General features: G+C 72.6%; 24 protein-coding genes. 10 read left to right on the top strand and 14 right to left on the bottom strand.

What is annotated here, in order from left to right; all coding sequences use genetic code 11:
* Positions 1 to 2: 2 nt before the first annotated feature.
* The 7 genes from ACXN5W_RS19270 to ACXN5W_RS19240 form a co-directional block, all read right to left on the bottom strand.
* Complete coding sequence (locus ACXN5W_RS19270) at positions 3 to 827, bottom strand: carbohydrate ABC transporter permease (protein ID WP_473159716.1); 825 nt, start codon at positions 825 to 827, stop codon at positions 3 to 5.
* Positions 824 to 1,789, bottom strand: coding sequence for a carbohydrate ABC transporter permease (locus ACXN5W_RS19265; protein ID WP_473159715.1), 966 nt, complete (start codon positions 1,787 to 1,789; stop codon positions 824 to 826). The genes ACXN5W_RS19270 and ACXN5W_RS19265 overlap by 4 nt, the downstream gene beginning before the upstream one ends.
* Before the next feature lie 7 nt (positions 1,790 to 1,796).
* Complete coding sequence (locus ACXN5W_RS19260; RefSeq protein WP_473159714.1) at positions 1,797 to 3,173, bottom strand: ABC transporter substrate-binding protein; 1,377 nt, start codon at positions 3,171 to 3,173, stop codon at positions 1,797 to 1,799.
* A 133-nt stretch (positions 3,174 to 3,306) separates the two neighbouring features.
* Positions 3,307 to 4,320 carry an alpha/beta hydrolase gene (locus ACXN5W_RS19255; RefSeq protein WP_473159713.1) on the bottom strand — a complete coding sequence of 338 codons (1,014 nt, stop codon included), beginning with the start codon at positions 4,318 to 4,320 and terminating at the stop codon, positions 3,307 to 3,309.
* A 92-nt stretch (positions 4,321 to 4,412) separates the two neighbouring features.
* Positions 4,413 to 5,387: a LacI family DNA-binding transcriptional regulator gene (locus ACXN5W_RS19250; RefSeq protein ID WP_473159712.1), complete on the bottom strand. Its 975-nt coding sequence runs from the start codon at positions 5,385 to 5,387 to the stop codon at positions 4,413 to 4,415.
* A gap of 190 nt (positions 5,388 to 5,577) precedes the next feature.
* Positions 5,578 to 6,231, bottom strand: a complete 654-nt coding sequence (locus ACXN5W_RS19245) for a response regulator (protein WP_473159711.1) — start codon at positions 6,229 to 6,231, stop codon at positions 5,578 to 5,580.
* Positions 6,228 to 6,980: a sensor histidine kinase gene (locus tag ACXN5W_RS19240; protein ID WP_473159734.1), complete on the bottom strand. Its 753-nt coding sequence runs from the start codon at positions 6,978 to 6,980 to the stop codon at positions 6,228 to 6,230. Before ACXN5W_RS19240 ends, ACXN5W_RS19245 begins: the two co-directional genes overlap by 4 nt.
* Before the next feature lie 298 nt (positions 6,981 to 7,278).
* On the opposite strand from ACXN5W_RS19240, the gene ACXN5W_RS19235 reads away from it, so the two are divergent.
* Positions 7,279 to 8,019, top strand: coding sequence for an ABC transporter ATP-binding protein (locus tag ACXN5W_RS19235; protein ID WP_473159710.1), 741 nt, complete (start codon positions 7,279 to 7,281; stop codon positions 8,017 to 8,019).
* A complete protein-coding gene (locus tag ACXN5W_RS19230; RefSeq protein ID WP_473159709.1) occupies positions 8,019 to 10,406 on the top strand; it encodes an FtsX-like permease family protein in 2,388 nt (795 codons plus the stop codon). Before ACXN5W_RS19235 ends, ACXN5W_RS19230 begins: the two co-directional genes overlap by 1 nt.
* A 132-nt stretch (positions 10,407 to 10,538) precedes the next feature.
* Here the strand turns inward: ACXN5W_RS19230 and ACXN5W_RS19225 are convergent, their stop codons facing one another.
* The 3 genes from ACXN5W_RS19225 to ACXN5W_RS19215 all read right to left on the bottom strand — a co-directional run bounded on the left by ACXN5W_RS19225 (position 10,539) and on the right by ACXN5W_RS19215 (position 13,116).
* A complete protein-coding gene (locus tag ACXN5W_RS19225) occupies positions 10,539 to 11,366 on the bottom strand; it encodes an SAM-dependent methyltransferase (RefSeq protein WP_473159708.1) in 828 nt (275 codons plus the stop codon).
* A gap of 163 nt (positions 11,367 to 11,529) precedes the next feature.
* Positions 11,530 to 12,369 carry a helix-turn-helix domain-containing protein gene (locus ACXN5W_RS19220; protein ID WP_473159733.1) on the bottom strand — a complete coding sequence of 280 codons (840 nt, stop codon included), beginning with the start codon at positions 12,367 to 12,369 and terminating at the stop codon, positions 11,530 to 11,532.
* Between the two features lie 507 nt (positions 12,370 to 12,876).
* Positions 12,877 to 13,116 carry a DUF397 domain-containing protein gene (locus ACXN5W_RS19215; RefSeq protein WP_473159707.1) on the bottom strand — a complete coding sequence of 80 codons (240 nt, stop codon included), beginning with the start codon at positions 13,114 to 13,116 and terminating at the stop codon, positions 12,877 to 12,879.
* A 236-nt stretch (positions 13,117 to 13,352) separates the two neighbouring features.
* Here ACXN5W_RS19215 and ACXN5W_RS19210 point away from each other — a divergent pair, with 236 nt between their 5' ends.
* Together ACXN5W_RS19210 and ACXN5W_RS19205 are read left to right on the top strand one after the other, a co-directional pair.
* Complete coding sequence (locus ACXN5W_RS19210; RefSeq protein WP_473159706.1) at positions 13,353 to 13,994, top strand: GGDEF domain-containing protein; 642 nt, start codon at positions 13,353 to 13,355, stop codon at positions 13,992 to 13,994.
* A gap of 2 nt (positions 13,995 to 13,996) precedes the next feature.
* Positions 13,997 to 14,251, top strand: a complete 255-nt coding sequence (locus ACXN5W_RS19205; protein ID WP_473159705.1) for a hypothetical protein — start codon at positions 13,997 to 13,999, stop codon at positions 14,249 to 14,251.
* A 434-nt stretch (positions 14,252 to 14,685) separates the two neighbouring features.
* Here the strand turns inward: ACXN5W_RS19205 and ACXN5W_RS19200 are convergent, their stop codons facing one another.
* Positions 14,686 to 15,720: a LacI family DNA-binding transcriptional regulator gene (locus ACXN5W_RS19200; RefSeq protein WP_473159704.1), complete on the bottom strand. Its 1,035-nt coding sequence runs from the start codon at positions 15,718 to 15,720 to the stop codon at positions 14,686 to 14,688.
* Positions 15,721 to 15,856: 136 nt separating this feature from the next.
* On the opposite strand from ACXN5W_RS19200, the gene ACXN5W_RS19195 reads away from it, so the two are divergent.
* The 5 genes from ACXN5W_RS19195 (at position 15,857) to ACXN5W_RS19175 (ending at position 20,807) form a co-directional block, all read left to right on the top strand.
* Entirely contained in the window at positions 15,857 to 17,005 is a 1,149-nt protein-coding gene (locus tag ACXN5W_RS19195; protein WP_473159703.1) for a Gfo/Idh/MocA family protein, read from the top strand.
* Entirely contained in the window at positions 17,002 to 18,357 is a 1,356-nt protein-coding gene (locus ACXN5W_RS19190; protein ID WP_473159702.1) for a dihydrodipicolinate synthase family protein, read from the top strand. Before ACXN5W_RS19195 ends, ACXN5W_RS19190 begins: the two co-directional genes overlap by 4 nt.
* On the top strand, positions 18,354 to 19,154 hold the full coding sequence (locus tag ACXN5W_RS19185) for a sugar phosphate isomerase/epimerase family protein (protein ID WP_473159701.1): 801 nt from the start codon (positions 18,354 to 18,356) through the stop codon (positions 19,152 to 19,154). The genes ACXN5W_RS19190 and ACXN5W_RS19185 overlap by 4 nt, the downstream gene beginning before the upstream one ends.
* Positions 19,155 to 19,232: 78 nt before the next feature.
* Positions 19,233 to 20,231 carry an NADPH:quinone reductase gene (locus tag ACXN5W_RS19180; protein WP_473159700.1) on the top strand — a complete coding sequence of 333 codons (999 nt, stop codon included), beginning with the start codon at positions 19,233 to 19,235 and terminating at the stop codon, positions 20,229 to 20,231.
* Between the two features lie 174 nt (positions 20,232 to 20,405).
* A complete protein-coding gene (locus tag ACXN5W_RS19175; protein ID WP_473159699.1) occupies positions 20,406 to 20,807 on the top strand; it encodes a PLD nuclease N-terminal domain-containing protein in 402 nt (133 codons plus the stop codon).
* A 107-nt stretch (positions 20,808 to 20,914) separates the two neighbouring features.
* Here the strand turns inward: ACXN5W_RS19175 and ACXN5W_RS19170 are convergent, their stop codons facing one another.
* From ACXN5W_RS19170 to ACXN5W_RS19160, 3 genes are all read right to left on the bottom strand, one after another.
* The gene (locus tag ACXN5W_RS19170) at positions 20,915 to 22,021 is read right to left on the bottom strand and encodes a DNA glycosylase AlkZ-like family protein (RefSeq protein ID WP_473159698.1); all 1,107 of its coding nucleotides are present in this window, start codon (positions 22,019 to 22,021) and stop codon (positions 20,915 to 20,917) included.
* 126 nt (positions 22,022 to 22,147) lie between these two features.
* Complete coding sequence (locus ACXN5W_RS19165; protein ID WP_473159697.1) at positions 22,148 to 22,405, bottom strand: hypothetical protein; 258 nt, start codon at positions 22,403 to 22,405, stop codon at positions 22,148 to 22,150.
* Between the two features lie 7 nt (positions 22,406 to 22,412).
* Positions 22,413 to 24,059, bottom strand: coding sequence for an MFS transporter (locus ACXN5W_RS19160; RefSeq protein ID WP_473159696.1), 1,647 nt, complete (start codon positions 24,057 to 24,059; stop codon positions 22,413 to 22,415).
* A gap of 131 nt (positions 24,060 to 24,190) precedes the next feature.
* Between ACXN5W_RS19160 and ACXN5W_RS19155 the strand changes: the two genes are divergently transcribed.
* Positions 24,191 to 25,438 carry an RNA polymerase sigma factor gene (locus tag ACXN5W_RS19155; RefSeq protein ID WP_473159695.1) on the top strand — a complete coding sequence of 416 codons (1,248 nt, stop codon included), beginning with the start codon at positions 24,191 to 24,193 and terminating at the stop codon, positions 25,436 to 25,438.
* Positions 25,439 to 25,450: the final 12 nt, after the last annotated feature.

Raw genomic sequence — 25,450 nt, 5'->3', positions numbered from 1 at the left:
CATCAGCCCTTGATCGAGCCCTGCAGCAGCGCGGCGACGAACCGGCGCTGGAAGACCAGGAAGACGGCCAGGGTGGGGGTCAGGATGAGCAACGACCCCGCGCACAGCAGCGGGATGTCGGTGCCCCATCGTCCCTGGAAGGCGCCGAGGGCACCGGCCATCGTCCGCTTGGCCGGATCGTCGACGAGGACGATGGCCAGGAGGAACTGGTTCCACGTCCACAGGAACAGCAGGATCGCCAGGGACGCGACGGCGGGGCGGGCCAGCGGCAGATGGACCCGCCAGAACAACTGCCACACCCCGGCGCCGTCGATCCGGGCCGCCTCGGACAGGTCGTCGGGCATGTTGACGAAGTGGGCCCGCATCCACAGCACGGAGAACGGCATGAACAGGCCGATGAGCGGCAGGATGATGGCCCACCGGGTGTTGAGCAGTCCCATGTCGCGGATCTGGTAGTACAGCGGGGTGACGATCCCCTCGAACGGGAGCGTGAGGCCGAGGACGAAGATCAGGAAGCCGGCCCGGTGACCGGGCATCCGCAGGTGCCCGAAGGCGAACCCGGCCATCGTCCCGAACAGCAGCGCCGCCGGGACCACCCCGAGCACGATGAGGCCGCTGGACAGCAGCAGCCTGCCCATGTTGGCCGCGCGGAACGCGTCCAGGAAGTTGCCCCAGTGCGGGTGGTCCGGCCAGGACAGACCCGAGGGGTACGTCCCGGACGGGTGCACCGCGGTGACGAACAGGCTGAGGAACGGCAGCACGGTCAGCGCCATGAGCAGGACGAGCAGGACCCGCCCGGTGAGGGTTTCGCGTCGAGCGACGATCATCGCGATCCGTCTCTGGTGAGCCGTTGGATGGGGAGGACGCAGGCGAGGACGAGCACCACCAGCGCGACCGCGAGCGCCGAGGCCATGCCGACGCGCCGTTCCGAGAACGCCAGGTAGTAGATCTCCAGTCCGGGCACCATCGTGGAGTTCCCGGGGCCGCCCTGGGTGGCGACGTAGACGATGTCGAAGCTGGCCAGGGCGGCGATCACGGTCACCGTGACGCACACCCCGATCTCCTGGCGCAGGCTCGGCAGCGTGATCGAGAAGAACTCCCGGACCGGGCCGGCACCGTCCAGCCGGGCCGCCTCGTACAGCGCCGGATCGATCTTGGTCATGCCGGCGAGCAGCAGCAACGTACACAGGCCGACCAGGACCCAGGCGCCGATCACGCCGACCGCCGGCAGCGCAGCGCCGAAGTCACCGAGCCAGGCCCGGGTCACGCGGCCGAGGCCGACCGCCGCCATCAACTCGTTGACCAGGCCGGTCGAGGACAGCAGCCAACTCCACATGATGCCCGCCGCGACGAGCGGGATGACCTGCGGCAGGAACAGCACGGTCCGCGCCACCACCGCGAGACGGCTCTGCGCGATGCCCCGGATGGTGGCCGCGACCAGCAGCCCGAGCAGCACCGGGAGCGCGCTGAAGAACAGGATCAACTCGAGGGCGTGCAGGATCGAGTCGAACATCTCCCGGTCGGTCAGCAGGCTGCGGTAGTTGTCCAGGCCGACCCACCTCGACCGGCCGATGCCGTTCCAGTCGTAGAGCGAGTACTGCACGGTGAGCAGGAGCGGTCGCAGGACGAAGGTCGCGTACATCACGATGGCGGGCGCCGCGAACAGCCAGCCGAGCCAGGCCGCGCCCCGGCGGCGCGCTCGACGAACGCGCCGCCGGGGAGTCACCGCGCGGGGCGGTGTGGGCTGGGCCGGGGTACGAACCGCCGGTGTGGTTTCTGGCCGGGCCATCTTCCGATCAGCTCCGGGTCTGGCTCTCGTAGTCCTTCTGGACCGACTTGAGCAGGCCGTCCGGGTTCTGCTGCCCGGCCACCAGCTTCTGTAGCTGCGGAGTCCAGCTCTTGGCGTAGATGGCGCCGGTCGCGTTGGCGATGAAGTCCATCGCGCCGTTGTCCTTGCCGATGGTCGCTCCGGCGGTGAGGGTACCGGCGGTGACGGTGCCCTCCTTGACCGACGGCAGGTAGGCGTCCGCGGGGCCCATCGGGTGCGAGCCGCCGACCTTGACGGCGATGTCGCGGGCCTGCTGGTTGGTGGTCACCCAGTCGAGGAAGAAGGCGGCGCAGTCGGCGTGCGGCGCCTTGGCGCTGATCCCGTACGTCAGCGGGGCGGACATCGCGGCCCGCCGGCCGCCGGCCTGCTGGGGCGGCATCAGGAAGAACCCGGCGTTGTCCGCCAGCTGCTTGTCGAGGTTGCCCGACTCCCAGTCACCGTTGAACATGAACAGGTTCTTGCCGTCGATGAAGCGGCTCATCATCTTCGCGTAGTCCAGCGAGTTGATGTCGGAGTCGAAGTAGCCTGCCTGGATCCACCGCTGGAGGTGCTGAACGGCCTGCAGGTTGCTGGGCGTGTCGATGGTCGCGCCGGACTTCTGGAAGATCCAGTCGTTGATCGGCTTGGGGTCGCCGTACGCGGCCATGAGGTCCTGCAACGGGAACGCGAGCCCGCCGGTGGCGCCGCCGTTGAACTGGCCGAACGGCGAGATGCCGGCCGCCTTGGCCCGCTGGAGCACGGCGTCGAACTCGGCGAGCGTGGCCGGCGGGTTCGACATGCCGATCCGGGTGGCGAGTTTCTTGTTGTAGAAGACGCCGGTCATGCTGAAGTTGAGGCCCATGGCGTAGAGCGGCCCCTCACCACGCTGGCCGTTGTCGCCCACCCGCAGCTGCTCGAGCTGCGAGGCCGGCCAGGTGTTCCACCCGAACGCCTGGGCGTAGCCGTCCAGGTTCTTCAGCAGGCTGTTCTTGGCCAGTTCGGACATCTGCGGCAGCCGCATCAGGTCCGGCGGGTCGTCCGCCAGGACCCGGGGCGCGTTCTGGGTGATGACCGCGAACTGGTCCTCGCGGATGTCCCACTTCACGTTCGGGAACTGCTTGGAGAACTCGTCGGCCAGGTCCTTCGGCAGCGGGAACCCGGTCTCGAAGTACCCCTTGAGGGTGACCGGCTCGGAGCCGCAGGTGGGTTTCGTCGTCGTGGCCGCGCTGCTGTCGGTGGTCGTCCCGGAGTCACTGCCGGGTGCGCTGCAGGCCGTGCCGGCCAGCATCCCGGCGAGTAGCAGCGTGGCGAGGATCGGTCGGGTCCGGCCGGCACGCGGCCGACCGTTCGGCGAGGGGAACATCATCGGGGCCTTCCTGCTGGTTCTGGCGGGAGACCGGCGTGGGTGCAACCGCCGGCGGACGAGAACAAACGGGGTGTGGACGGTGGGCAGGGACAGGTGAGGGCGGGTCGACGGGGCAGGGCGGCGGTGGGGACGGTCAGGGCGGCGTCGGACGCCGGTCGTCCGCGTGTGCTTCCCGCAGCGCGTGTACGACGTCCTGCTGCCACCTGCGGGCGGGACGCCAGGCACCGGTCAGCGCCAGGGAGCCATGGACCGCGCCGAGGTAGGCGCTGTACGACACCGGCACGCCCGCCGCGGACAACCGGTCCGCGTACGCCTCACCGTCGTCCCGCAACGGGTCGAACTGCGCGGTCATGATCCGTGCGGGCGGTAGCCCGGTGAGGTCCGTCGCGCACAGCGGTGACGCCAGTTCGTGCCGGGCGTCCCCCGGTGAACGCAGGTAGAGGTCGGCGCAGAGTTCCAACTCGGCCACGGCGATGCCGTAGCCGTCGCCGATCGGGGAGGAACGCATCCGCCGCAGCGTCAGGTCGAGGGCGGGCACCTCCAGGACCTGTAGCCGCAGCCGGGGACCCCGTCGGGCCCGGGCCAGCAGTGCCACGGCAGCGGCCAGGGTGGCGCCCGCGGACACGCCGCCGATCGAGACGTTGTCCGGGTCGCCGCCGATCTCGGCCGCATGGTCGACGGCCCACACCAGGCCGGCGTAGCAGTCCTCGACCGGTACCGGGAAGGGGTGCTCCGGAGCCAGCCGGTAGTCGACCGCCACCACGACGCATCCGGCACCCCGGCACCGGTCCCGGCACAGCGCCCCGTTGACCCGCTCGTCGATGGAGCCCAGCCAGAACCCGCCGCCGTGCAGGAAGACGTGGACCGGCAGGCCGGTCGCGTCGCTCGGGCGGTAGACCCGGACGCGCACGGTCCCGCCGGGGTGCGCCACGGCGACGTCCCGTTCGGAGTGTGCTGGAGCGGCGGGCCGGCCGAACGTCTCGAACAGGGTGTCGGACGCCGCGTGGATGAGCCTTCGGCGCTGGTCGACCGGCTGTTCGGGGCGGCCGGAGTCCGGCTTGGTGGTCAGGAACCTCCGCACCGCCTCGTCCAGCACCAGCTCCGCCTCCATGCCCACCTCCACCCGGCCCACGGCAACTTGCAACATCCACGAAACATCGTTCAACCCGACCTGTCAAGAGTTTCTATCGAAGCACTTTTACGGACAACGGCCCAGGTCATCGGCCGATGCGGCCAGGCTCAGGTGGTGGAACGCTCGACCAGTTGGACGTCGAGCAACGTGGTCGAGCGCAGCTGCGTCCCGCCGATGTGCCCGAGCAGGACGCTCAGCGCGATGCTGCCGGACTCCTCGAAGGGCTGCCGCACGGTGGTCAGGTCGGCCGCCGCCGCCGTCTCCCCGTCGTCGAAGCCCATCACCGCCAGGTCCTCCGGCACCCGCAGTCGCCGGTCACGGGCCGCGAGCAGGACGCCGACGGCCAGCACGTCGTGGTGGGCCATGATGGCGGTCGGCCGGTCGGCGGCGTCCAGCAGGCCGCCCGCGGCCGACCTCGCCGCGTCGATCGAGTTGTCGCACCCCGCAACCGTCACCCTGCCGTCACCGGCCTCGATGACCGAACGGAACCCGGCCAGCCGCCGGATCGCCTGGGACTCGTAGTCGGTGACCTGCCGCTCGAGCAGGTAGCCGACCCGGCGGTGCCCCCTGGCCCGCAGGTGCCGCCCCGCCAGCCCACCCCCCGCCGTGTCGTCGATCGCCACCCGGCTGAACAGGTCGCTGTCGGCGTCGACCGCCACGGTGGGCAGGCTCCGCTCCCGCAGCCGGTCCGCGATGCCGTCCTCGATCCGCAGCCCCATCACGATCAGACCGTCGAGCCGCCCGTGAATGGGCATGCTGGCCAACGCCGGCGACGAGGCCAGCGCGGCCGACTCGTGGTCGAAGACGACCACATCGATCTCCACCTCGGTCGCCGCGGCCAGAATCCCGGACAGCCGGCGCAGGTACGAGCCGTAGGAGGTGAACGGGGCCATCACCCCGACCCGGCCCGTTCCGCGCCGGGCCAGGCTCACCGCCTGGACCTTCGGAACGAATCCCAGGGCATCGGCGGCGGCCAGGACCCGCGCCCGGGTCTCCGGACTCACCCGCTCGGGCTTGTTCAGCACGTTGGACACGGTCGATATGCTCACCCGCGCACGGTCGGCGACCTCGTAGATCGTCACCCGGTGACCCGCCACCAACGCCGCCTCGCCTCGATCCAGGTGCACACGCCCGCCGGCCGATCGGCGCCGACGCCGTCAAAGCGCTTTACCAAGAGCAGTCTACCGGGCCGGACCAGCTGGACCGCGCCAGCCGGATCTCCCCCGGACGCCAGCCGGATCCCACCCGGACGCCGGCCGGGTGGTGTCCGGGTCAGTCCCCCGGCTGGATCAGCCCGGTCTCGTACGCCACCACCACCGCCTGGGCCCGGTCCCGCAACGCCAGCTTGGCGAAGATCCGGGCCACGTGGGTCTTGACGGTCGCCTCGCTGAGGGTCAACCGCCCGGCGATCTCCGCGTTGGAGAGCCCGCGAGCCACGTGCCGCAGCACCTCCAGCTCACGCGGGGTGAGCGCCGACAGGTCAGCGGACACCGGCGCCGCCACCCCGTCGGTACGGGCACACCGCTCGACCAACCGGCGGGTGATCGACGGGGCCAGCAGCGCGTCGCCGGTGTTCACCAGCCGCACCGCGGCGGTCAGGTGTTCCGGCGTCACGTCCTTGAGGAGGAACCCGCTCGCTCCGGCCGCCAACGCGCCGTAGACGTACTTGTCCAGGTCGAAGGTGGTCAGCATGATGACCCGGGTCCCCGGCAGGTCGGCCAGGATCCGCCGGGTCGCCTCCAGGCCGTCCAGCCGGGGCATCCGGATGTCCATCAGGATCACGTCCGGCCGCAGCGAGCGCGCCAACCGCACCGCCGCCAGGCCGTCCTCGGCCTGCCCCACGACGTCGATCCCGCCCGCGCCCAGGATCATCGCGAAGCCGGTCCGCACCAGGGCCTGGTCGTCGGCGATCAGGACCCGGGTCACAGCGGGATCCGCACGCGCACCCGGAACCCGCCGCCGAGCCGCCGCCGCGCGTCGAGATGTCCGCCGAAGGCTGCGACCCGCTCGCGCAACCCGAGCAGGCCGCGTCCCGCCACCGTCACCGGCGGCGGTGCCGGCGGCTGCCGAGCCGGCCCGGTCAGCACGCTGGGTCCGGTGTTGACGATCTCCAGCCGCAGGTGCCGGTCGGTGTACCGGACCTGCACCTGCGCCCGCGCTCCCGGCGCGTGCTTGAGCGCGTTGGTCAGGGCCTCCTGGATCACCCGGTACGCCGTGAGATCCACCCCCGGTGACAGTGGCCGGGCCGTGCCGTCGACGTGCAGCTCGACCGGCAGCCCCGAGAAGGCGACCCGGTCCACGAGTTCACCGAGTCGGCCCATTCCGGGCTGCGGGGTGAGGTCGTCCCCGCCCGATCCGTCCGGTGAGAGCACCCCGAGCAGCCTCCGCAACTCGGTCATCGCCTCCCGCCCCCCGGACTCGACCGCCAGCAGCGCCTCGGTGGCGTCCCGTGGGGCGCCCGTGACGACCTGCCGGGCCGCACCCGCCTGGATGATCATCAGGCTGACGTTGTGGCTGACGATGTCGTGCAGCTCCCGGGCGATCCGATCCCGCTCGGCCGAGACCGCGGCCGTGACAGCCGCCTCGCCCGCCTCGTCCAGCAGCCGGGCCCGCTCCCGCAGGGACCGTTCGTACCGCCGCCGGGTGCTCCAGGCGTACCCGCCGATCCCGAGCAGGAGCGCCGCGAGCGGCGCGACGCCCCAGCCGGGCAGCGTGACCCGCAGGTCGCGGCCGGCCCAACCACCCACCGCGGTGACGGCGACCGCCAGCAGCCCCGTGCCGATCCTTGACCACGGCGTGTCGACGAAGCTCACACCCCATTCTGGCAACGACGTTCCGACCGGCGCATCAGCCTGGCGAACCGGACGGGTACCACCGTGGGATGGGCTGGATACCACCGTGGGATGACCCGGCGGCCCGGTTGCATCCGCGGTGGGACGCGGCGGTGCCCACCGCCTGCCTATCGTCGCCGACATGACGCAAGCAGAGGCACTGGTGCGGCTGACCGCGGTGCACAAACGGTACGGCGAGGCGGTGGCGCTCGACGGGGTGGACCTGGTCATCCAGCAGGGTGAGTCGGTGGCCGTGATGGGACCGTCGGGCAGCGGCAAGTCCACGCTGCTCAACATCGTCGCCGGGCTCGACCGCCCCACCTCCGGCACCGTCCGGGTACACGGCGAGGAGCTGACCGCGCTGGGTGAGGGGGCGCTGGCGCGCTACCGCCGCCGCCGGATCGGCATGGTGTTCCAGTTCTTCCACCTGCTGGACGACCTGCCCGTGCTGGACAACGTCATGCTGTCGGCGCGGTTGGTCGGCACCCCGTACCGGCAGGCCCGGACCCGGGCCATGGGGCTGCTGGACGAGTTGGGCATCGCCGGTCGTCGGGACGCCTATCCGGCCCAGCTCTCCGGCGGAGAGCGCCAGCGCGTCGGGGTGGCGCGGGCGTTGATGAACCGGCCCGCCCTGCTGCTGGCCGACGAGCCGACCGGCGCGCTGGACAGCCGCAACGGCGAGCAGGTGATGGACCTGCTGCTCGACCTCAACCAGATCGGGCAGACGCTGCTGATCGTCACCCACGATCCACGGCTGGCCGAGCGCTGCGCCGGGCGGGTGGTCCACTTCGAGGACGGCCGGGTGGCCGAGCTGGACTTCGCGGACGGCCGGGCCGCCGCGACGGAACCGGCCGGGCCGCAGCCGAAGACCGGGGCCCGGTGATGGGCGCGACCTGGACCGTGGCGCGGGCCGGCGTCAGTCGGCGGCGGACCCAGACCGTGCTCATCGGCGTCATCGTCACACTCTGCACGGCGACCCTGCTCGTGGGTGTCGCCCTGCTCGCCGCGGTCAGCGGCCCGTTCGACCGTACCTTCACCCAGCTCAACGGCGCGCACGCCACGGTGCTGTTCGACGGTACGAAGGTCGACGCCGACCGGGTCGCCGCGACCGCCCGGACCGAGGGCGTCACGGAAAGCGACGGCCCGTTCCCGGTGGCGCTCACCACGCTGGGCGCCGGCGAGCGGCCCATGGCGGACGGGCCGATGCGGATCGTGGGCCGGGCCGACCCGGACGGCCCGGTCGACGAGTTGAAGGTGACCTACGGCCGGTGGGCGACCGGTCCGGGTGAGATCGTGCTCGGCACCCACCTGCGGTCGGGTCCCCGTCCGGACCGGCTCATCGGCCAGACCTTCACCGTCCCGGGAGTCGGCACCGTCACCGTCGTGGGCCTGGCCTTCTCGGTGACACAGAGCGCCGACGCCTGGGCCCGGCCCGACGACGTACGCCGGATCGGCGCGACCGGCAGCGAGATGCTCTACCGGTTCCCGCCCGGATCGGTGCGGACCGCCGAACAGCTGAAACAGCGGCTGACCGCGGTGACCGCCGGGCTGCCGGCGGACGCCGTCTCCGGCACCGGCACCTACCTCACGGTCCGGGAACGGGCCGGGCAGGACAGCCGGACGCTCAGCGCGTTCCTCACGGTCTTCGCCGGCCTCTCACTGCTGATCGCCGTGCTGGTCATCGCCAACGTCGTCAGCGGCGCGGTCATCGCCGGGTTCCGCAGCATCGGCGTCCTCAAGGCGGTCGGCTTCACCCCCGGCCAGGTGACAGCCGTCTACCTGCTGATGATGACCGGACCGGCCCTGGCCGGCGGGGTGCTCGGCGCCGTCCTGGGCAACCTGGGCGCCGCCTGGCTGCTCCGCCAGTTCAGCGTCAACGACTACGTGCTGGGCCTGGACCCGACGCCCGCGCCGATCCTGACCGTCGCGGTGCTGATCGCGATCCCGGCGTTGGTGGCGCTCACCGCGCTGGTCCCGGCGCTGCGCGCCGGCCGGCAGTCGGCCACCGTCGCGCTGGGCGGCGTCGTGTCCCGGGATGGTCGGGGTCGTAGCCTGCAGCGGGCCCTGTCCCGCTCGCGCCTGCCCCGCGCGGTCAGCCTCGGACTGTCCCTGCCCGTGGTCCGGCCGGCCCGCACCCTGCTGACCCTGCTCGCGATCGTGCTCGGCAGCACCACCATCGTCTTCTCCACCGGGCTGGTCACCTCCGCACAGCGGTGGGACGACGCGCTGCGACGCTCGGACCACGTCCAGGTCGAGGTCCTCAGCCCGCCGCCGGGCGGGCCGGCCGCGATGGCGGACGGGGAGGCCGGCCGTCGCCAACCGCAGGGTGTGATCATGACCGGTCCGCAGGTCGAGGCGTACCTGCGCGGGTTACCCGGCACCCGGTACGTCACGAGCGCCCGGTCGGCCCAGGTCGCCATCGTCGGGCTGACCGAGAACGCCGGGCTGTCCGCGTACCGTGGCGACTCGGCGCAGCTGGGCTACCGGATGCTCGCGGGCCGCTGGTTCACCGGCCCCGGAGAGGCGGTCGTCGGGACGGAACTGCTGCGGCTGACCGGCAGGTCGGTGGGCGACACGTTGACGCTGTCCGTCGCCGACCGGACGATCCCGGTGCGGATCGTCGGCGAGGCGTTCGGCATGCACAGCGAGGTCCATCTCGACCTGACCACCGTGCCGTTCCTGGAGTCCGGGACCGGACCGGAGTCCGGGGCCGGACCGGGCGGTGGTCCGGAGCGGTACCTCGTCGGTCTCGCGCCCAACGTGTCGGTCGCCGAGTTCGTCAACCGGGTGGCCACCAGCGGCAACGCCGGGCTGATCGCCGCCCCGCAGGAGGACGACGAGATCGAGATGGCGCCGCTGCTGACCGTCATCGGGACGCTGACCGCCGTGCTGCTGGTGGTGGCGGGACTGGGCGTCGCGTACACGGTGGTGCTCAACACCCGGGAACGCCGCCGGGACTTCGCGATCGTGAAGGCCGTGGGCATGACGCCGGCGCAGGCGCTGGTCATGGTGATCACCTCGATGGCGGTGCTCGGGCTCGTCGGCGGGATCCTCGGTCTGCCCAGCGGCGTCGCCGCCCAACGGACGATCATCCGGCTCATCGGTGAGTCCGAGGACACCGGCCTGCCACGGTCCATCGTGGACGTCTACGCGGCGCCCCGGCTGGCCCTGCTCCTGTTCGGCGGGGTGGTGATCGCCGTGCTCGGCGCGCTGCTCCCGGCCCGCCGGGCGGCCCGGATCGGCACGGCGGCCGCACTGCACAGCGAGTAGCCCACCGGGGAGGACGGCTCTGTCGATCGCCGTGCCCCAAACGGGCGTTGCTGGTCGACGCGGCCCGAGGACGGGCGTTAGGAAGGGCCCCGTGCTATACAAAAAGCGACAACAAGGGGCCCTTCCTTACAGTCAGGGCTTGCGGCCGACCGCGCAGTACACGGCCGCGTCCGCGTCCGCCGGCCGGGGTTCCGACTCGTCATCGGCCTGCCACCGGCCGACGGGCTGCACACCCGGTTCGATCAGCTCAAGGCCGGCGAAGAACCGGGCGAACTCGTCCCGGTCCCGGAAGGCCATCACCCCGTGCGGACCACCGCCGGCACCGGCCAGCTTCGCCTGAGCGGCCATCTCCGCCGGCCAGAAATCGGTGGTGACGTTCGAGGCGGCCAGGTAACTGCCGCTCGGCAGCGCGGCGAGCAGCCGGTCGACGATGCCGTACGGGTCGTACCGGTCCTCGACGAAGTGCAGCACGGCGATCAGCATGAGGGCGACCGGCCGGTTCAGGTCCAGGGTGCGGCGCAGTTCCGGGTGCGCCAGGATCTTCTCCGGTTCGCGCAGGTCCGCGTCCAGATAGGCGGTGGCACCCCCCGACGAACTGGTCAGCAGCGCCCGAGCGTGGGACAGCACGATCGGATCGTTGTCCACGTAGACCACCCGGGCGTGCGGAGCGTACCGCTGCGCCACCTCGTGGGTGTTGTCCGCCGTCGGGATGCCGGTCCCGATGTCCAGGAACTGATCGATCCCGGCCTCCCGGGCCAGGAAGGTCACCGCCCGGCGCAGGAACCGGCGGTTCTCCAGCGCCGTGGTGCGGACCGCCGGGAAGCCCTCCGCGATCTGGTCGCCGGAGTCCCGATCGGCCTGGAAGTTGTCCTTGCCGCCGAGCCAGTAGTTGTACCGCCGCGCCGGATGCATGACCGAGGTGTCGATCCGGTCCGAGCCCGATTGGTCCGTCGATCCCATCCGTCGCACTCTCCCCAGATCCCCGAGCGGCGACCGTCGCCGTTCCGTTCGCAGCCGTCCGCACCGGCGACCCGGGTCGCCGGCCTTCCGGTGATTGTCCACTCCGGTCAGTCGCGCCAGCGGTCGGGGCGCCCAGATCGGGCGTCCGGCGAAACCGATGGGCTCAGGCGCTGACCCGCTCGTAATCCCGCAGCACCCGCTCCAGGATCTCGGTCGTCCGCTCCGGTGGCTCGGCCTCGACACAGACCCGCTCGATCGCGGCGGCGTAGTGGTCGATGTCGTCGCGCTTGTCGAGATACAGCGCGCTGGTCAGCTGTTCGATGTAGACGACGTCCGGCAGGTCGGCGTCCGGAAACCGCAGGATGCTGAAGTTCCCGCCGGCCGCGGAGTGGCCACCGGCCGAGAACGGCATGATCTGGAGCCGCACGTTGGGCAGCTTGGTGGCCTCGAGCAGCGCCGTCAGCTGGGCGCGCATCACCTCCACGCCACCGATCGGGCGCCGCAGCGCGGCCTCGTCGATCACCGCCCACAGCCGCGGCGCGTCCGGTCTGGACAGCAGCCGCTGCCGGGTGATCCGCAGGTTCACCCGGCGGTCGATCTCGGCGGTGTCCGCCCGGTCGTGTCCGAGCAGGATGACCGCCCGCGCGTAGTCGCGGGTCTGCAACAGGCCGGGGACGAACTGCACCTCGTACGTCCGGATCAGGCTCGCCGCGGCCTCCAGCCCCAGGTACGCCTGGAACCAGGAGGGGAGCACGTCACCGTAGCGGTGCCACCAGCCCGGGTTGTTGGCCTCGCGAGCCAGCCCGAGCAGGCTCTCCCGTTCCTCGGCGTCGTCGACGCCGTAGAGCGTGAGCAGGTCGGCGACGTCGCGTTCCTTGAAGCCGACGCGGCCCAGCTCCATCCGGCTGATCTTCGACTCGGAGGCTCTGATCTCCCAGCCGGCGGCCTCCCGGGTGACGCCACGGCCCTCCCGGAGCCGGCGCAACTGCGCGCCGAGCAGCATGCGCAGCACGGTCGGGCCAGTGCCCGAACCGTTCCCGGTCTGCTCCGTCGACACCCACCGACCTCCGGCTTCGCGTACGGCCCCGGACAGTCCGGTTCCACTGCCGGGTAAGCATGCCATGAACCGACAGTGAGACGAAGCGCCCGAGCCGATCTCGTCTTCCAGCGCGTCGCCGCAACGGTGATGAGCTGCACCAATGTGGTCAGGAGGGGCCGAGTGGGCGATGCCTTGTCGGGTGATCGGGCGGTCGGGCGATCCGGTGGACATCGCCGGATATACCACCGGTCGAACCGGCGATCCTGCACGCTCCGTGACCGCCCGCCAACCCGATGGCCGTCCGTGCCCTTCTTCAACGCCGGTCGATGACCCCTCCGCCAATCGGCCACCGCCGTCGTCGCCCCGTAACCCGGCCGCCCCGGCCGTTGGTGGTTGTCCGCCTGTCTGGTGCGATCGCCACGGTCGCGTCACCCGCCGCCCGTCGGGTGACCTCGGGCCCCGCGACGTCGTTCAGGCGAGCAGGTTGTCGAAGTCGCCGTCCCGCACTCCGAGCAGGAACGCGGTGATCTCCTCGTGCGTGTAGATCAGTGCCGGCCCGTCCGGGAACCGCGAGTTGCGGACCGCGATCCCGGTGCCGTCCGGCAGGCCGGCCATCTCGACACAGTTTCCGCTGGGGTTGCTCCGACGACTCTTCTGCCACGCCATCGGTGGTAGTTCGGCCGTTGGTACGCCGTTCGGTAGCTGTTGCATTGGGGCCTCTCTTCGCCAGAACCCGCCCGAGGCGCCGCTCCCGACGAGCCGGGCGGGACCAGGGCAACGTCGTGTCTCGCGCAGATGCACGTGCATTCGCTATTGCATCTGCAATGGACGGGGAGCATGATAACCCAGTACAGCCGTACCCACTCGATCACTTTTGGTGATCATGGACCGGTCGTAAGCAGGCAAAACACCCGACTTCGGTCGACAACCGGTGACGGAGGCAGACCATGGTGGAGCCATTCACCGTGCTGGCCGCGGGGGTCGCGTTGACCGGGATGGCCGCCGCCGGACGGCTGCGCTCGCGCGCGTTGCGGGCCGAGGCGCGACTTGCCGGCCTCGCCGGCCAGTTGGAGGCGGCCCGGCACGCCGCCAGCCACGACTCGTTGACCGGCCTCTACAACCGGCGCGGTTTCCACCAACGCGGCGCGGTCCTGCTCACCGACCGCACCCAGTTCCCCCTGCTCGCCGCGGTCATCGACCTTGACGACTTCAAGCAGATCAACGACCGCTTCGGCCACGCCGCTGGCGACCGGGTGCTCACCGCCGTCGGCCGACGGCTGACCCAGTTCGCCGGCGACGGCGCGGTGGCCCGGCTGGGGGGCGACGAGTTCGCCGCACTGGTGGGCAACGTGCCGATCGACCCCGCCAGCCGGGACCAGGCCCGGCTGCGCCTCACGACCACCCTGGCCGCGCCCATCGAGATCGGCGCGGAGTCGGTCCGGGTCCACGCCTCCGTCGGCCTGGCACCGGTCACCGGCCCCGCCCGGTTGTCCGATGTGCTCTCCGACGCGGACGCCGACATGTACCGCGCCAAGAGCCTCACCTCGGCAGCCTTCTCCCTCGACAACGCCAGTACCGCGGAGGTGTGACCGTGTCTCTTCCCACGCTAGAGCCCAGCCAGCGCGATCCCGGCGCCCTGCCCCCGACGGACAGCTACCGTCCGGCGGATCGGGTCTGGATCCATCGCGGCAGCGCCTGGTGCGCTGGAGTGGTGGAGACCGCCTCGCCCCGCGCGGCGACCGTCCGGTACCGGCCCACCAGCTCGCGCGGCACGGCCGTCGACACGGTCACCGGGGTCTACCTGGCCCGGCGGGCGGAACGCGACCCGGTACTCGACGGCCGCTGAAGCGACGGGCTGACGCGCGGGCCAGCGCCATCCGGAGCGCGGGGCCCGGTCCGCCGAGCCGGGACCATCCCTGCCGGACAGGCCGGTCGGGAACGAAGCCACCACCGCCCGGCCGATGACTGGAGCCGCCAGCCCACCAGCCAACCCAGGCGCCGAGCGTTCGTCCGCCGCTTCGGCTTCTCACACCTGTATATAAACCAGTACTCCCGGGGCGCCGGCCCGGTAACGCCCCGATACCCCCCCGGGGGCACGGGCCGGCGCCTTCGGGCCATGCCGGCCGGGTCGAGCGCCGGCCTTCGGCCGCCCGGCAGGACTTGCCCAACCCTCGCCCCGGCCGGACGCCAGGCCAGAACCGCGTCGCCAGCCCCGGGCCCTGGCTCCGCTCCTGGCCCAGACCCGTACCGGTCCCGAACCCGGTCCCGGGCGCGGCGGCGTCAGCTCGCCGGCGGGGCCGTGCTCGCCCGGACCACCACCTCGCCACGAACCCGGTGGACCCGGCTGCGCCGGCCCGGATTCTCGGTCAGCGCCAACCGCATGGCCCGCTCCCCCAGCTCTTCCAGCGGCAGCGCGACAGTGGTGAGGGCCGGGGTCAGATCCCGGACGATCGGGATGTCGTCGAAGCCGGCGACCGAGACATCGTCCGGGACCGACAGGCCACGATCGCGCAGCGCCGCGAGGGCGCCGATCGCCATCACGTCGGTCACCGCGAAGACACAGGTGGCCCGCGACCCTCGGTCCAGCAGCTCGGTCATCGCCGCGTAACCGCCGGCTCGGTCGAACGAGCCAGCGCAGACCTCCAGATCGGTGCCGGACACCCCGGCCGTCGCCAACTCGTCCCGGAACCCGGCGAGCCGGTCGGTCACCGTGGTCAGCACCGGCGGCCCGGTCAGCACCGCGAAGCGCCGGTGCCCCAGCTCCAGCATCCGGCGGGCCAGCTCCGCGGCACCGAGTCGGTTCTCCGGCAGCACGCTGTCCACCCGCAGGTTCCGGTGCCGGCTCACCACGGCGAGTCGGCCACCGCCCCGCAGGTACGGTTCGACCTCCTCGGCCAGGGCCCGCTCCCAGTCACGATCCTCGAATCCCGAGCCGATCAGGAGAATCGCCGGCGCCCGCTGGGCGCGCAGCAGCGACACGTACGCGATCTCCCGGGCCGGGTCCCGGAACGTGTTGGCCAGCATCACCAGCAGGCCGTTCTCGGCGGCCACCCGCATGACGCCGCTGGCGACCGCGGCGAAGTAGGGGTCGCTCACGTCGTGGCAGACGATCCCGACGGTCCGCCGGGATCCGCCGGCCAGCGCCTGGGCATGGGCGTTCGGCGTGTACGCCAGCCGCCCGGCCGCCTCCCGGACCCGCTCGCTCAGATCCTGCCGGACGGTGGCCGTGCCGTTCAGCACCCGGGAGGCGGTGGCCAGCGACACCCCCGCGGCGCGGGCCACATCCTCCAAGGTCACGTGGGTACGTGCAGCCATGAGCTCCCCTGTCCTGACGCTTGACCGCCCGGTGTGGGCGTCGATATGGTAACTCGGAAAGCGCTTTCTGAAAGCGATCTCGCGAGCCGGGTCGCGCCTACGCCGGCTCCCAGGCAGGTCGGGCGAAAGGACACGGATGAAGCGCACCTCGATCGGTATCGCGCTGGGCGGAGTGACCGGCCGGATGGGTTACCGGCAACACCTGGTCCGGTCCCTGCTGGCCATCCGGGAGGCCGGTGGACTGCCCACCCGGGACGGCGGCCGGATCTGGCCCGAGCCGGTGCTCGTCGGCCGCGACGAGAACAAACTCGCCGCGATCGCCGAACGACACGGCCTGACCCGCTACCACACGGACCTGGCCACGGCGCTGGCGAGCGACGACGTCCAGATCTACTTCGACGCCCAGGTCACCAGCGCCCGGGAGAAGGCGATCCGGACGGCCCTGGAGGCTGGCCGGCACGTCTACACCGAGAAACCGCTCGCCGAGACGCTCGCCGGCGCCGAGGACCTGGCCCGGCTCGCCACCGAACGCGGCCTCAAGCACGGTGTCGTCCAGGACAAGCTCTTCCTGCCCGGCCTGCGCAAGCTCAAGCGGCTGATCGACGGCGGCTTCTTCGGTCGCATCCTGTCGGTACGCGGCGAGTTCGGCTACTGGGTCTTCGAGGGTGACTGGCAGCCGGCGCAGCGGCCCAGCTGGAACTACCGGACCGCCGACGGCGGCGGCATCGTGGCCGACATGTTCCCGCACTGGCACTACCTGCTGGAACAGCTCTTCGCCCCGGTCGAGGCGGTCACCGTACGCACCGCCACGCACCTGCCGGAACGGGTCGACGAGCACGGCCAGCCGTACCAGGCCACCGCCGACGACGCCGCGTACGCCATCTTCGAGCTGGCCGGCGGCATCATCGCGCAGATCAACTCCTCCTGGGCCGTCCGCGTCCACCGGGACGAACTCGTCGAGTTCCAGGTGGACGGCACGCACGGCAGCGCCGTGGCCGGGCTGCGCAACTGCCGCGTCCAGCACCGCGCCACCACCCCGGCGCCGGTCTGGAACCCGGATCTGCCGGCCACCGAACCCTTCCGGGAGCAGTGGCAGCCGGTTCCGGACAACACGGAGTTCGACAACGGCTTCAAGGTGCAGTGGGAGGCCTTCCTACGGCACGTCGTCGAGGACGCCCCGTTCCCCTGGGACTTCCACTCCGGCGTCCGGGGCGTGCGCCTAGCCGAACTCGGCCTCCGCTCCGCCCGTGAAGGCCGCCGCATCCCCCTCCAGGACCACGAATGAGCCACGAAGACGGTGCCACAACCCCACCCACGACGGGACCAAGCCCCACCCCCCACACGACGAGCGACCCAGGCGGTGCCGGGACCCCGCCCACGACGGGATCAAGCCTGACCGCCCAGAGTGGGCGGGGTCCCGGCACCGCCCCACCCACCCTGACCGCCCAGAGCGGGCGGGGTCCCGGCACCGCCCCCACCCCGACCGCCGGAAACCCCACCGTCACGCTCCCCGGCGGCGAACGCCACACCCTGCGCGGCGGTACCCCTCCGACGCCCCGGCCGTTCCGGTCCCGCATCGGGTACGCCGCCGCGCACGTGGTGGCCGACCCGCTGGCCGACAACACCCCCGGCGCCCCGGCCGTGCTGGACTGGGACGCCACCCTCGCCTTCCGGCATCACCTGTGGCGGTACGGCTTCGGCGTGGCCGAGGCGATGGACACCGCTCAGCGCGGCATGGGGCTGGACCACCCGACGACCCGGGAGTTGATCCGCCGTTCTGCGGCCGAGGCCCGCGCGGTCGGCGGGCGGATCGTGGCGGGGGTCGGCACCGACCAGCTTCCGGCCGGAGCGCCGGCCAGCCTCGACGAGGTGGTCAAGGCGTACCTGGAACAGTTGGCCGACGTGGTCGGGGCCGGTGCCGTACCGGTGCTGATGTGCAGCCGGCACCTCGCGGCGGCGGCCCGGACCGCCGACGACTACCTGGCCACGTATGCGGCGGTGCTCGACCAGGCGCCCGGTCGGGTGCTGCTGCACTGGCTCGGTGACGCCTTCGACCCGGCGCTGCGCGGCTACTGGGGCTCGACCGACCTGGACGCCGCCACCGACACCGTGCTGACCCTGCTGCGCACGCACGCCGACCGGATCGACGGGATCAAGATGTCACTGCTGGACGCCGAGCGCGAGCGCGAGCTGCGCCGCTCGCTGCCGGCGGGGGTCCGGATGTACACCGGGGACGACTTCAACTATCCGGAGCTGATCCGGGGCGACGGCGAGCACCACTCGGACGCGCTGCTCGGCATCTTCGCCGCCATCGCCCCGGTCGCCGGGCCCGCGCTGGCCGCGCTGGACGACGGGGACCTGGCGGGGTACGACCGGATGCTGGCGCCGACCGTGCCGCTGTCCCGGCACATCTTCGGCACACCCACCTACTACTACAAGACCGGCATCGTCTTCCTGGCCTGGCTGGCCGGCCACCAGGACCACTTCACCATGGTCGGCGGCCTGGCCAGCGGCCGGTCGGCCCGGCACCTCGGCCGGCTGCTGGTGCTGGCCGACGCCGCGGGGCTGCTGCCCGACGCCGACCTGGCCGCCGCCCGGGCGCGGGCCTTCTTCCACACCCAGGGCGTGCCGGGGTGACCGGCCGGTTCTCGTTCAACCAGGCCACCGCCACCGGTTGGCCGCTGCCCGACCTGGTCGCCGGGTGCCGGGCGGCCGGGGTGACCGCCGTCGGACTGTGGCGCGAGCCGGTCGCGGAGCACGGTCTGGACCGCGCCGCCGCGCTGGTCCGGGACGCCGGCATCACCGTCAGTACGCTCTGCCGGGGCGGCTTCTTCACCGGCGCCGACTGGTACGACGACAACCGCCGGGCCATCGACGAGGCGGTCACGCTCGGCGCCCCGGTGCTGGTCCTGGTCTCCGGTGGGCTGCCCGACGGCGATCGTGACGTCGACGGCGCCCGCCGGCGGGTCGCCGACGCGGTGGCGACGCTCGCCCCGCACGCCGAGGCCGCCGGGGTGACCCTGGCGATCGAACCCCTGCACCCGATGTTCGCCGCCGACCGGTGCGTGATCTCCACCCTCGGCCAGGCCCTGGACATCGCCGACCGGTTCGACCCGGCCGTGGTGGGGGTGGTGGTCGACGCGTACCACGTGTGGTGGGACGACCGGGTGTACGCGGACATCGCCCGGGCCGGCGCGCACATCGCCAGCTTCCAGGTCTGCGACTGGATCACCCCGCTGCCGGCCGGGGTGCTGCTCGGCCGGGGTCTGCCCGGCGACGGCTGCATCGAGTTGCGCCGGCTGCGCGAGGCTGTCGACGCGGCCGGATACACCGGCCCGGTCGAGGTCGAGGTGTTCAACGCCGACGTGTGGTCCCGGCCGGGGCCGGAGGTGCTGGCCGCCGCGCTGGACGGCTACCGCCGGCACGTTCGCTGACCCCACCGGCGACACCTTCGCGGACCACTGCCGGCACGTTCGCGGACCACCTGTGCTCGGCGCTGCCAGACTGGGGGCGTGAGCCCGCACGGACTGCCGGACAGGATGCCCGCCGCGTACGTGACCGAACTGGGTGGACCCGAGGTGGTCCGGGTCGGCGAGCTGCCGGTGCCGAGACCCGGGCCCACCGAGGTGCTCGTGGAGGTCGAGGCGGTCGCGGTGAACCCGGTCGACGCGCTGATCCGGTCCGGCGCGTACCCGACCCCCACGCCGTTCCCGTTCGTACTCGGGCGGGACCTCGTCGGGACCGTCCGGTTGGTCGGGGCGGGTGTTCCGGCGTACCGGCCCGGCGACCGGGTGTGGTGCAACAGCCTCGGCCACGACGGGCGGCCGGGATCGTTCGCCCGGTACGCCGTCGCGCCGGCCGAGCGGGTCTATCCGCTGCCGACGGCCGTCGACCCGGTGACCGCGGTGGCGGTGGCGCACCCCGCGGCCACCGCGTACCTGGGCTGGTTCGTCCACGCCGGACTGCGACCCGGCCAGTCGGTGTACGTGGGCGGCGCGGGCGGCAACGTCGGGTCGGCGGCCACCCGGCTGGCCGCCGCCGCGGGCGCCCGGGTGATCGCCGCCGCCCGTCCGGTGGACCACGCCCGCTGCCGGTCCATCGGCGCGGCGGCCACGGTGGACCATCGGGATCCCGACCTGGCCTCCCGGCTGGCCGCCCTGGCGCCGGACGGCGTGGACGTCTTCTGGGACACCTCCGGGCACCACGATCTCGATCTGGCGGTTCGGGCCACCGGGCCCGGCGGCACCATCCTGCTGACCGCCGCCGCCGCGCCCGCCACGACGCTTCCGGTGCGGGCCGCGTACACCCGGGACGTACGCGTCGCGGGCTTCGTGATCAGTCGGGCGTCGGCCACCGACCTTGGCCGGGCGGCGCGGATGATCAACCAGCTGCTGGTCGCCGGCGACCTCACCGCCCGGATCGCCGATGAGCTTCCGCTGGCCGAGACGGCCGAGGCGCATCGCCGGATCGAGTCCGGCGGGGTACGCGGCCGGCTGATCCTGCGGCCCTGACCGGTACCGGAGCCGGCCCACCCGCGGACCACCGGCGTCGGCAGCGACCTTCCAGACCTGCTTGAACACCGCACCGGCCACCAGACCGGCGGCCACCGGCGTCGGTCGAGACGTTCGGTGACCGAGCACGGCCCGGGGCACACGACGCGACCGGCGTGCGTCATCATCTCTGGCGTGTTTCGTCTCTATGGATTGTTGTTCTTCGTCGATCTGATCCTGATCGTCATCGCGCTGATCGACTGTCTGTCCACCGACGAGTTCGCCATTCGGAGCCTGCCGAAGGTGGCCTGGGTCTTCATCATCCTGCTCTTCCCGCCCATCGGACCGGTCGTCTGGTTCGTCGCCGGTCGCCCCCAGACGCACCGGGCCGGCCGGGGCGCGGCGTGGCGGCCGGGCAGCGGTTTCCCGGAGTACGAGCGGCCCCGACCGATCGGGCCGGATGACGACCCGGAGTTCCTGGTCAGCCGCACCCGAACCCGGCGCGACGATGAGGAGCTGTTCAGCAAGTGGGAGGCCGACCTGCGGCGGCGGGAGGCGGAGTTGCGGCGCCGGGAGAAGGAGGCCGGATCATCCTGACGCCCCGGATCGCGGGGGTCCCGGACGGCCCCCGCGATCCAGCCGTCCGGGAGACTCCCGGCGGTCTCCGGGGCGCCGGGGGCCCGGGGAGCCTCGGCGGTGTCGGCCTAGCGGTCCGGCACCGAGAGTTCCAGTCCGAGCCAGTGAGCCAGGTCGACGATCTCGCGATCCACCGCGAAGGTCAGCTCCTCGTCGAAGGGCACGTCCCGGTGGATCGTGTCGACCCGGAACACCCCGGCGCTCCGGTCAGCGGTGGCGTCGAGCTTGCCCACCAGCCGATCGCCGTACAGGATCGGTAACGCGAAGAAGCCCCAGCGGCGCTTGGCGGCGGGTTTGTACATCTCCACCTGGTAGTCGAACCCGAAAAGCTCGACCGCGCGCCTACGGTCGTAGACCAGCCGGTCGAACGGGGACAACAGCGCCGCGCGGCCCGAGAACGGCTGGCCGAGCAGGCTGGGATCGACCCGCCACGTGCCCCGGACGCCCGCCACGACGGCGGGCTCGCCGGCCTCCCCCACCTCCGCCGGCTCGACCTGCTGCGCCGCCCCGCGCGCCCGGACGATGCCCAGCGCCCGCAGCCGCCGCTCGTCGCGCAGCCGCAGCGCCTCGTCCAGCGGCACCGCCGGATCGTCGGGATAGACCCGGTCCGCCAGGTCCCACAGCCGGTCCCGGCCCCTCCGACCGGCGACCGCGACCTCGCCCCGGCTCACCATCAGGTCCAGCAGTTGGCCGACGTTGCGGTTGTCGTTCCAGCCGCTGGAGCGCCACGGCCGCACGCAGGTGTCGGGCAGGTCGCGTGCCGGCAGCGGACCCGCCACGGCGAGCCGGTCGAGGATGTCCCGGCGACACCCGTCGTTGGCCCGTACCCAGTCACGCTGATGTTCCTGCCAGTCCTTCAGTTTGCCCCGTCCGGACCATTCGGCCAGCTCCGCCCGGTACAGCGCCAGGTCCTCGGCGGGCCGGATCATCCCACGGAACTCCAGCAGCGCCCGGATCTCCAACGCCTCCTCCAGGTCCGCCGGCGAGTACGCCGAACCGAGGCGGCTCCAGGCCACCAGGTGGGCGCTCGGCGCGACGGCGGCGGTCAGGTCGATCTGGAGCAGCGTCAGGTGGCGCACCATGTCGAGCAGGCCGGTCGGCCGGGCGGCGTCCAGCAACTGGGCCCGCACGGCGACGCGGCGGGCGTCGGCCCGGGAGAGGTGATGGGTCGCCACGGGTCCGAGGCTAACCGGGAGGTCCGACAGCCCCTCCCCACCGTCCTGTGGTTCGGGCCGGCGTCCTGCCCCTTTCGCGGCATTCGGACGACCGGAGCGCAGGACAGTGGGGAGCGGCTCCCGACCTCAACTGGTGCGGATCGGCCGCTTCAGGTGATAGCGGTGCACCTCCGTGGTGCCCTGCAGGTTGTTCACGTCCTCAGCGGCGGACACCAGCTCCCAGCCTTCCGCGCCGACCCGGTTCAGGTGAGCGATCGCGGTGTCGCCGTACGCGGTCACGTCGACCCGGGAACCGTCCGGTCCGTACCAGAAGTAGTAGAGACCCCAGGCCTGGCCCTCGGCCTGCCTGCGGCGGACCAGGAGAGCGTATTCCCATTTCACCATCGGTCCATTATGGCCGGCCCGGTCGACTTACCGGCGCGTCCTCGCCGCCGACCGTCGCCGCGTCGCCGACCGTCACCGTGTCGCCGGCCGTCGCCGTGTCGCCGACCGCCGCCGCGTCGCCGGCCGTCACCGTGTCGCCGCTGCGCGGGACGTGCCGCAGCGTGGTCGTCGCGAGCACGGCCACCACACCGAGCAGCACCGCACTGACCCCGGCCACCACGTGCAGGCCCGTGGTGAACGCGCCACGGGCGGCCGACAGGAGCGCGTCGCCGAGGCGTACCGGCAGCTCGCCGGCGGCCGCGACGGCACCGGCCAGCGACTCGCGGGACCGGGCGGCGGCGTCACCCGGTACGCCGACCGGAAGATCCAACCGGGCGTGGTAGACCGCCGCGCCCAGGCTGCCCAACGCCGCGATGCCGAGGGCGAACCCGAACTCGCCGCTGGTCTCGGTCAACGCCGCCGCCGAACCGGCCCGGTCCGGCGGCGCGCTGCCGATGACCAGGTCGGTGGTCTGGGTGACGAACGGTCCGGCGCCGATGTTGATCAGGGCCCAGGCGGCGACCAGCAGCACCGGCTGGCCCTCGGGGCCGACCCGGGTGAGCAGCGCCAACCCGACCGCCGACACCGCGAAGCCGGCACCGATCAGCCGGCCCGGTGGGACCCGCCGGGCCAGCAGCGGCGCGCCGACGAAGCTCACCATCGAGGCCACCGCCGGAGCGAGCATCCACAGCCCGGTGGCCAGCGGGGACAACCCGACCACCAGTTGCAGGTACCCGGTGGAGAAGAGCATGAGCGCACCGGTCAGCAGGGTGCCGGCGAACATTCCACCGAGCGCGGCGCGCAGCGTGCGGTTGGCGAACAGGCGCAGGTCGAGCAGGGGGTCGGCCAACCCCCGCTGCCGGCGGACGAAGGCCACCCCGACGACCAGGCCGACGCCGAGGGCCAGTAGCGGCGCCGGGCGCCAGCCAGCCCGGGCAAGCTCCTTGAGCCCGTAGACGACGGGCAGGATCGCACCGAGGGACAGCGCGACGCTCACCGGGTCGAGCCGGCCGGCCCGCGCCGCGCGGTGTTCGGGCAGCACCGGACCGAGGATCAGCAGCGCCACCATCGCCGGTACGCCGAGCAGGAAGACCGAGCCCCACCAGAAGTGCTGGAGCAGCAGGCCACCGACGATCGGTCCGAGGGCGGCGCCGCCCATGAAGCAGACCAGCCAGACACCGATGGCGAGGCCCCGCTGCCGGGGATCGCGGAACATCCCGTTGATCAGCGCGAGCGCGGACGGGGCCAGCGTCGCGCCGGCCACCCCGAGCACGGCCCGCGCGGCGATCAGCAGTTCCGGGCTCGGGGCGTACGCGGCGAGCACGGAGGCCAGCCCGAACGCCGCCGCACCGGTCAGCAGCAGCCGGCGACGACCGATCCGGTCGCCCAGCGTGCCCATTGTGATCATGAAGCCGGACAGGGTGAACCCGTAGCTGTCCATCAGCCACAGCTGCTGCACACCGTCGGCGCCCAGGTCTGCGCTCATCCGTGGCAGCGCCAGCAGCATGACGAAGACGTCGATCGAGACCAGCAGGGTCGGCAGCGCGAGCACGGCCAGCGCCGCCCACTCGCGCCGGCCGGCCCGGCCCGGCACCCTCGTACCGCTCTGTGACATCGCGTTTGTCCCCTCGGTTCGGTATCGCCGGCGCCGACCGGCGCCGCCGGAGGAAGGTCGGAGCCGCGAGGCCGGTCTCGACACGGCCGGCGGCAGAATGTCGACGTGGGCCTGCTCCAGGGGATGCCGCGATGACTGGCACCGGCGCCGTCGAGGACCTGCTGCGCGAGCTGGCGCCGCAGGTCCTCGGCACGCTCGTGCGCCGGTACGGGCAGTTCGACGCGGCCGAGGACGCCGTGCAGGAGGCGCTGCTGGAGGCGGCCCTCGGTTGGCCCGAACGCGGTGTGCCGGCCAACCCGCGCGGCTGGCTCGTCACCGTCGCCGGCCGCCGGTTGACCGACCAGTTCCGCAGCGAGTCGGCCCGGCGGCGGCGGGAGGTCACGGCCGCCGCGCTCGACCCCGGCGACGCGCTCGTCGCACCCCCACCCGACGAGGAGCGCGCCACCGGCGAGGACGACACGCTGACCCTGCTGTTCCTGTGCTGCCACCCGACCCTGTCGGCCACCTCGCAGGTGGCCTTGACGCTGCGGGCCGTGGGCGGGTTGAGCACCGTCGAGATCGCCCGGGCGTTCCTGGTGCCCGAGGCCACGATGGCGCAGCGGATCAGCCGGGCCAAACAACGGATCAGGGCGGCCGGCGCCACCTTCGAGCCGGTGCCCGCCGCCGAATGGTCGGACCGGCTCCGGGTGGTGCTGCGGGTGCTGTACCTCATCTTCAACGAGGGGTACACGGCTAGCTCGGGCGAGCAGCTGCACCGGGTGGAACTGACCGGTGAGGCGATCCGACTCACCCGGCTGGTGCACCGGCTGCTGCCGGACGACGGTGAGGTCACCGGACTGCTGGCGCTGATGCTGCTCACCGACGCCCGCCGCGCCGCCCGCACCCGCCCGGACGGCGCCCTGGTGCCCCTGGCCGAGCAGGACCGGACCCGCTGGGACCAGGTCGCCATCCGGGCCGGGGTCGACCTGGTCAGCGCGGCACTGGTCCGCGGGCCGCTCGGGCCGTACCAGATCGAGGCCGCGATCGCCGCGCTGCACGCGGAGGCCCCGACCGCCGCGGCCACCGACTGGCGACAGATCCTCGGCCTGTACGACCTGCTGCGCCGGCTCGACCCCGGCCCCGTGGTGGCGTTGAACCACGCGGTCGCCACCGCGATGGTGTCCGGACCGCGCGCCGGCCTCGACCGGCTCGACGACCTGGCCGGTGACGAGCTGCTGGCCGGGCACCACCGGCTCGCGGCGGTCCGCGCGCACCTGCTGGAACTCGCCGGTGACCCGGAGGCTGCCCGGGTCGCCTACCTGACGGCGGCCGACGGCACCAGCAGCCATCCCGAGCGTCGCTACCTCAAGGAACGAGCCGAGCGGTTGTCCGGACGGTGACGAACCGGCGAC

Source organism: Plantactinospora sp. A48 (genome assembly GCF_055793945.1).
The sequence above is the reverse complement of the archived record's forward strand: the minus strand, read 5'-3'. Positions and strand labels throughout refer to the sequence as shown.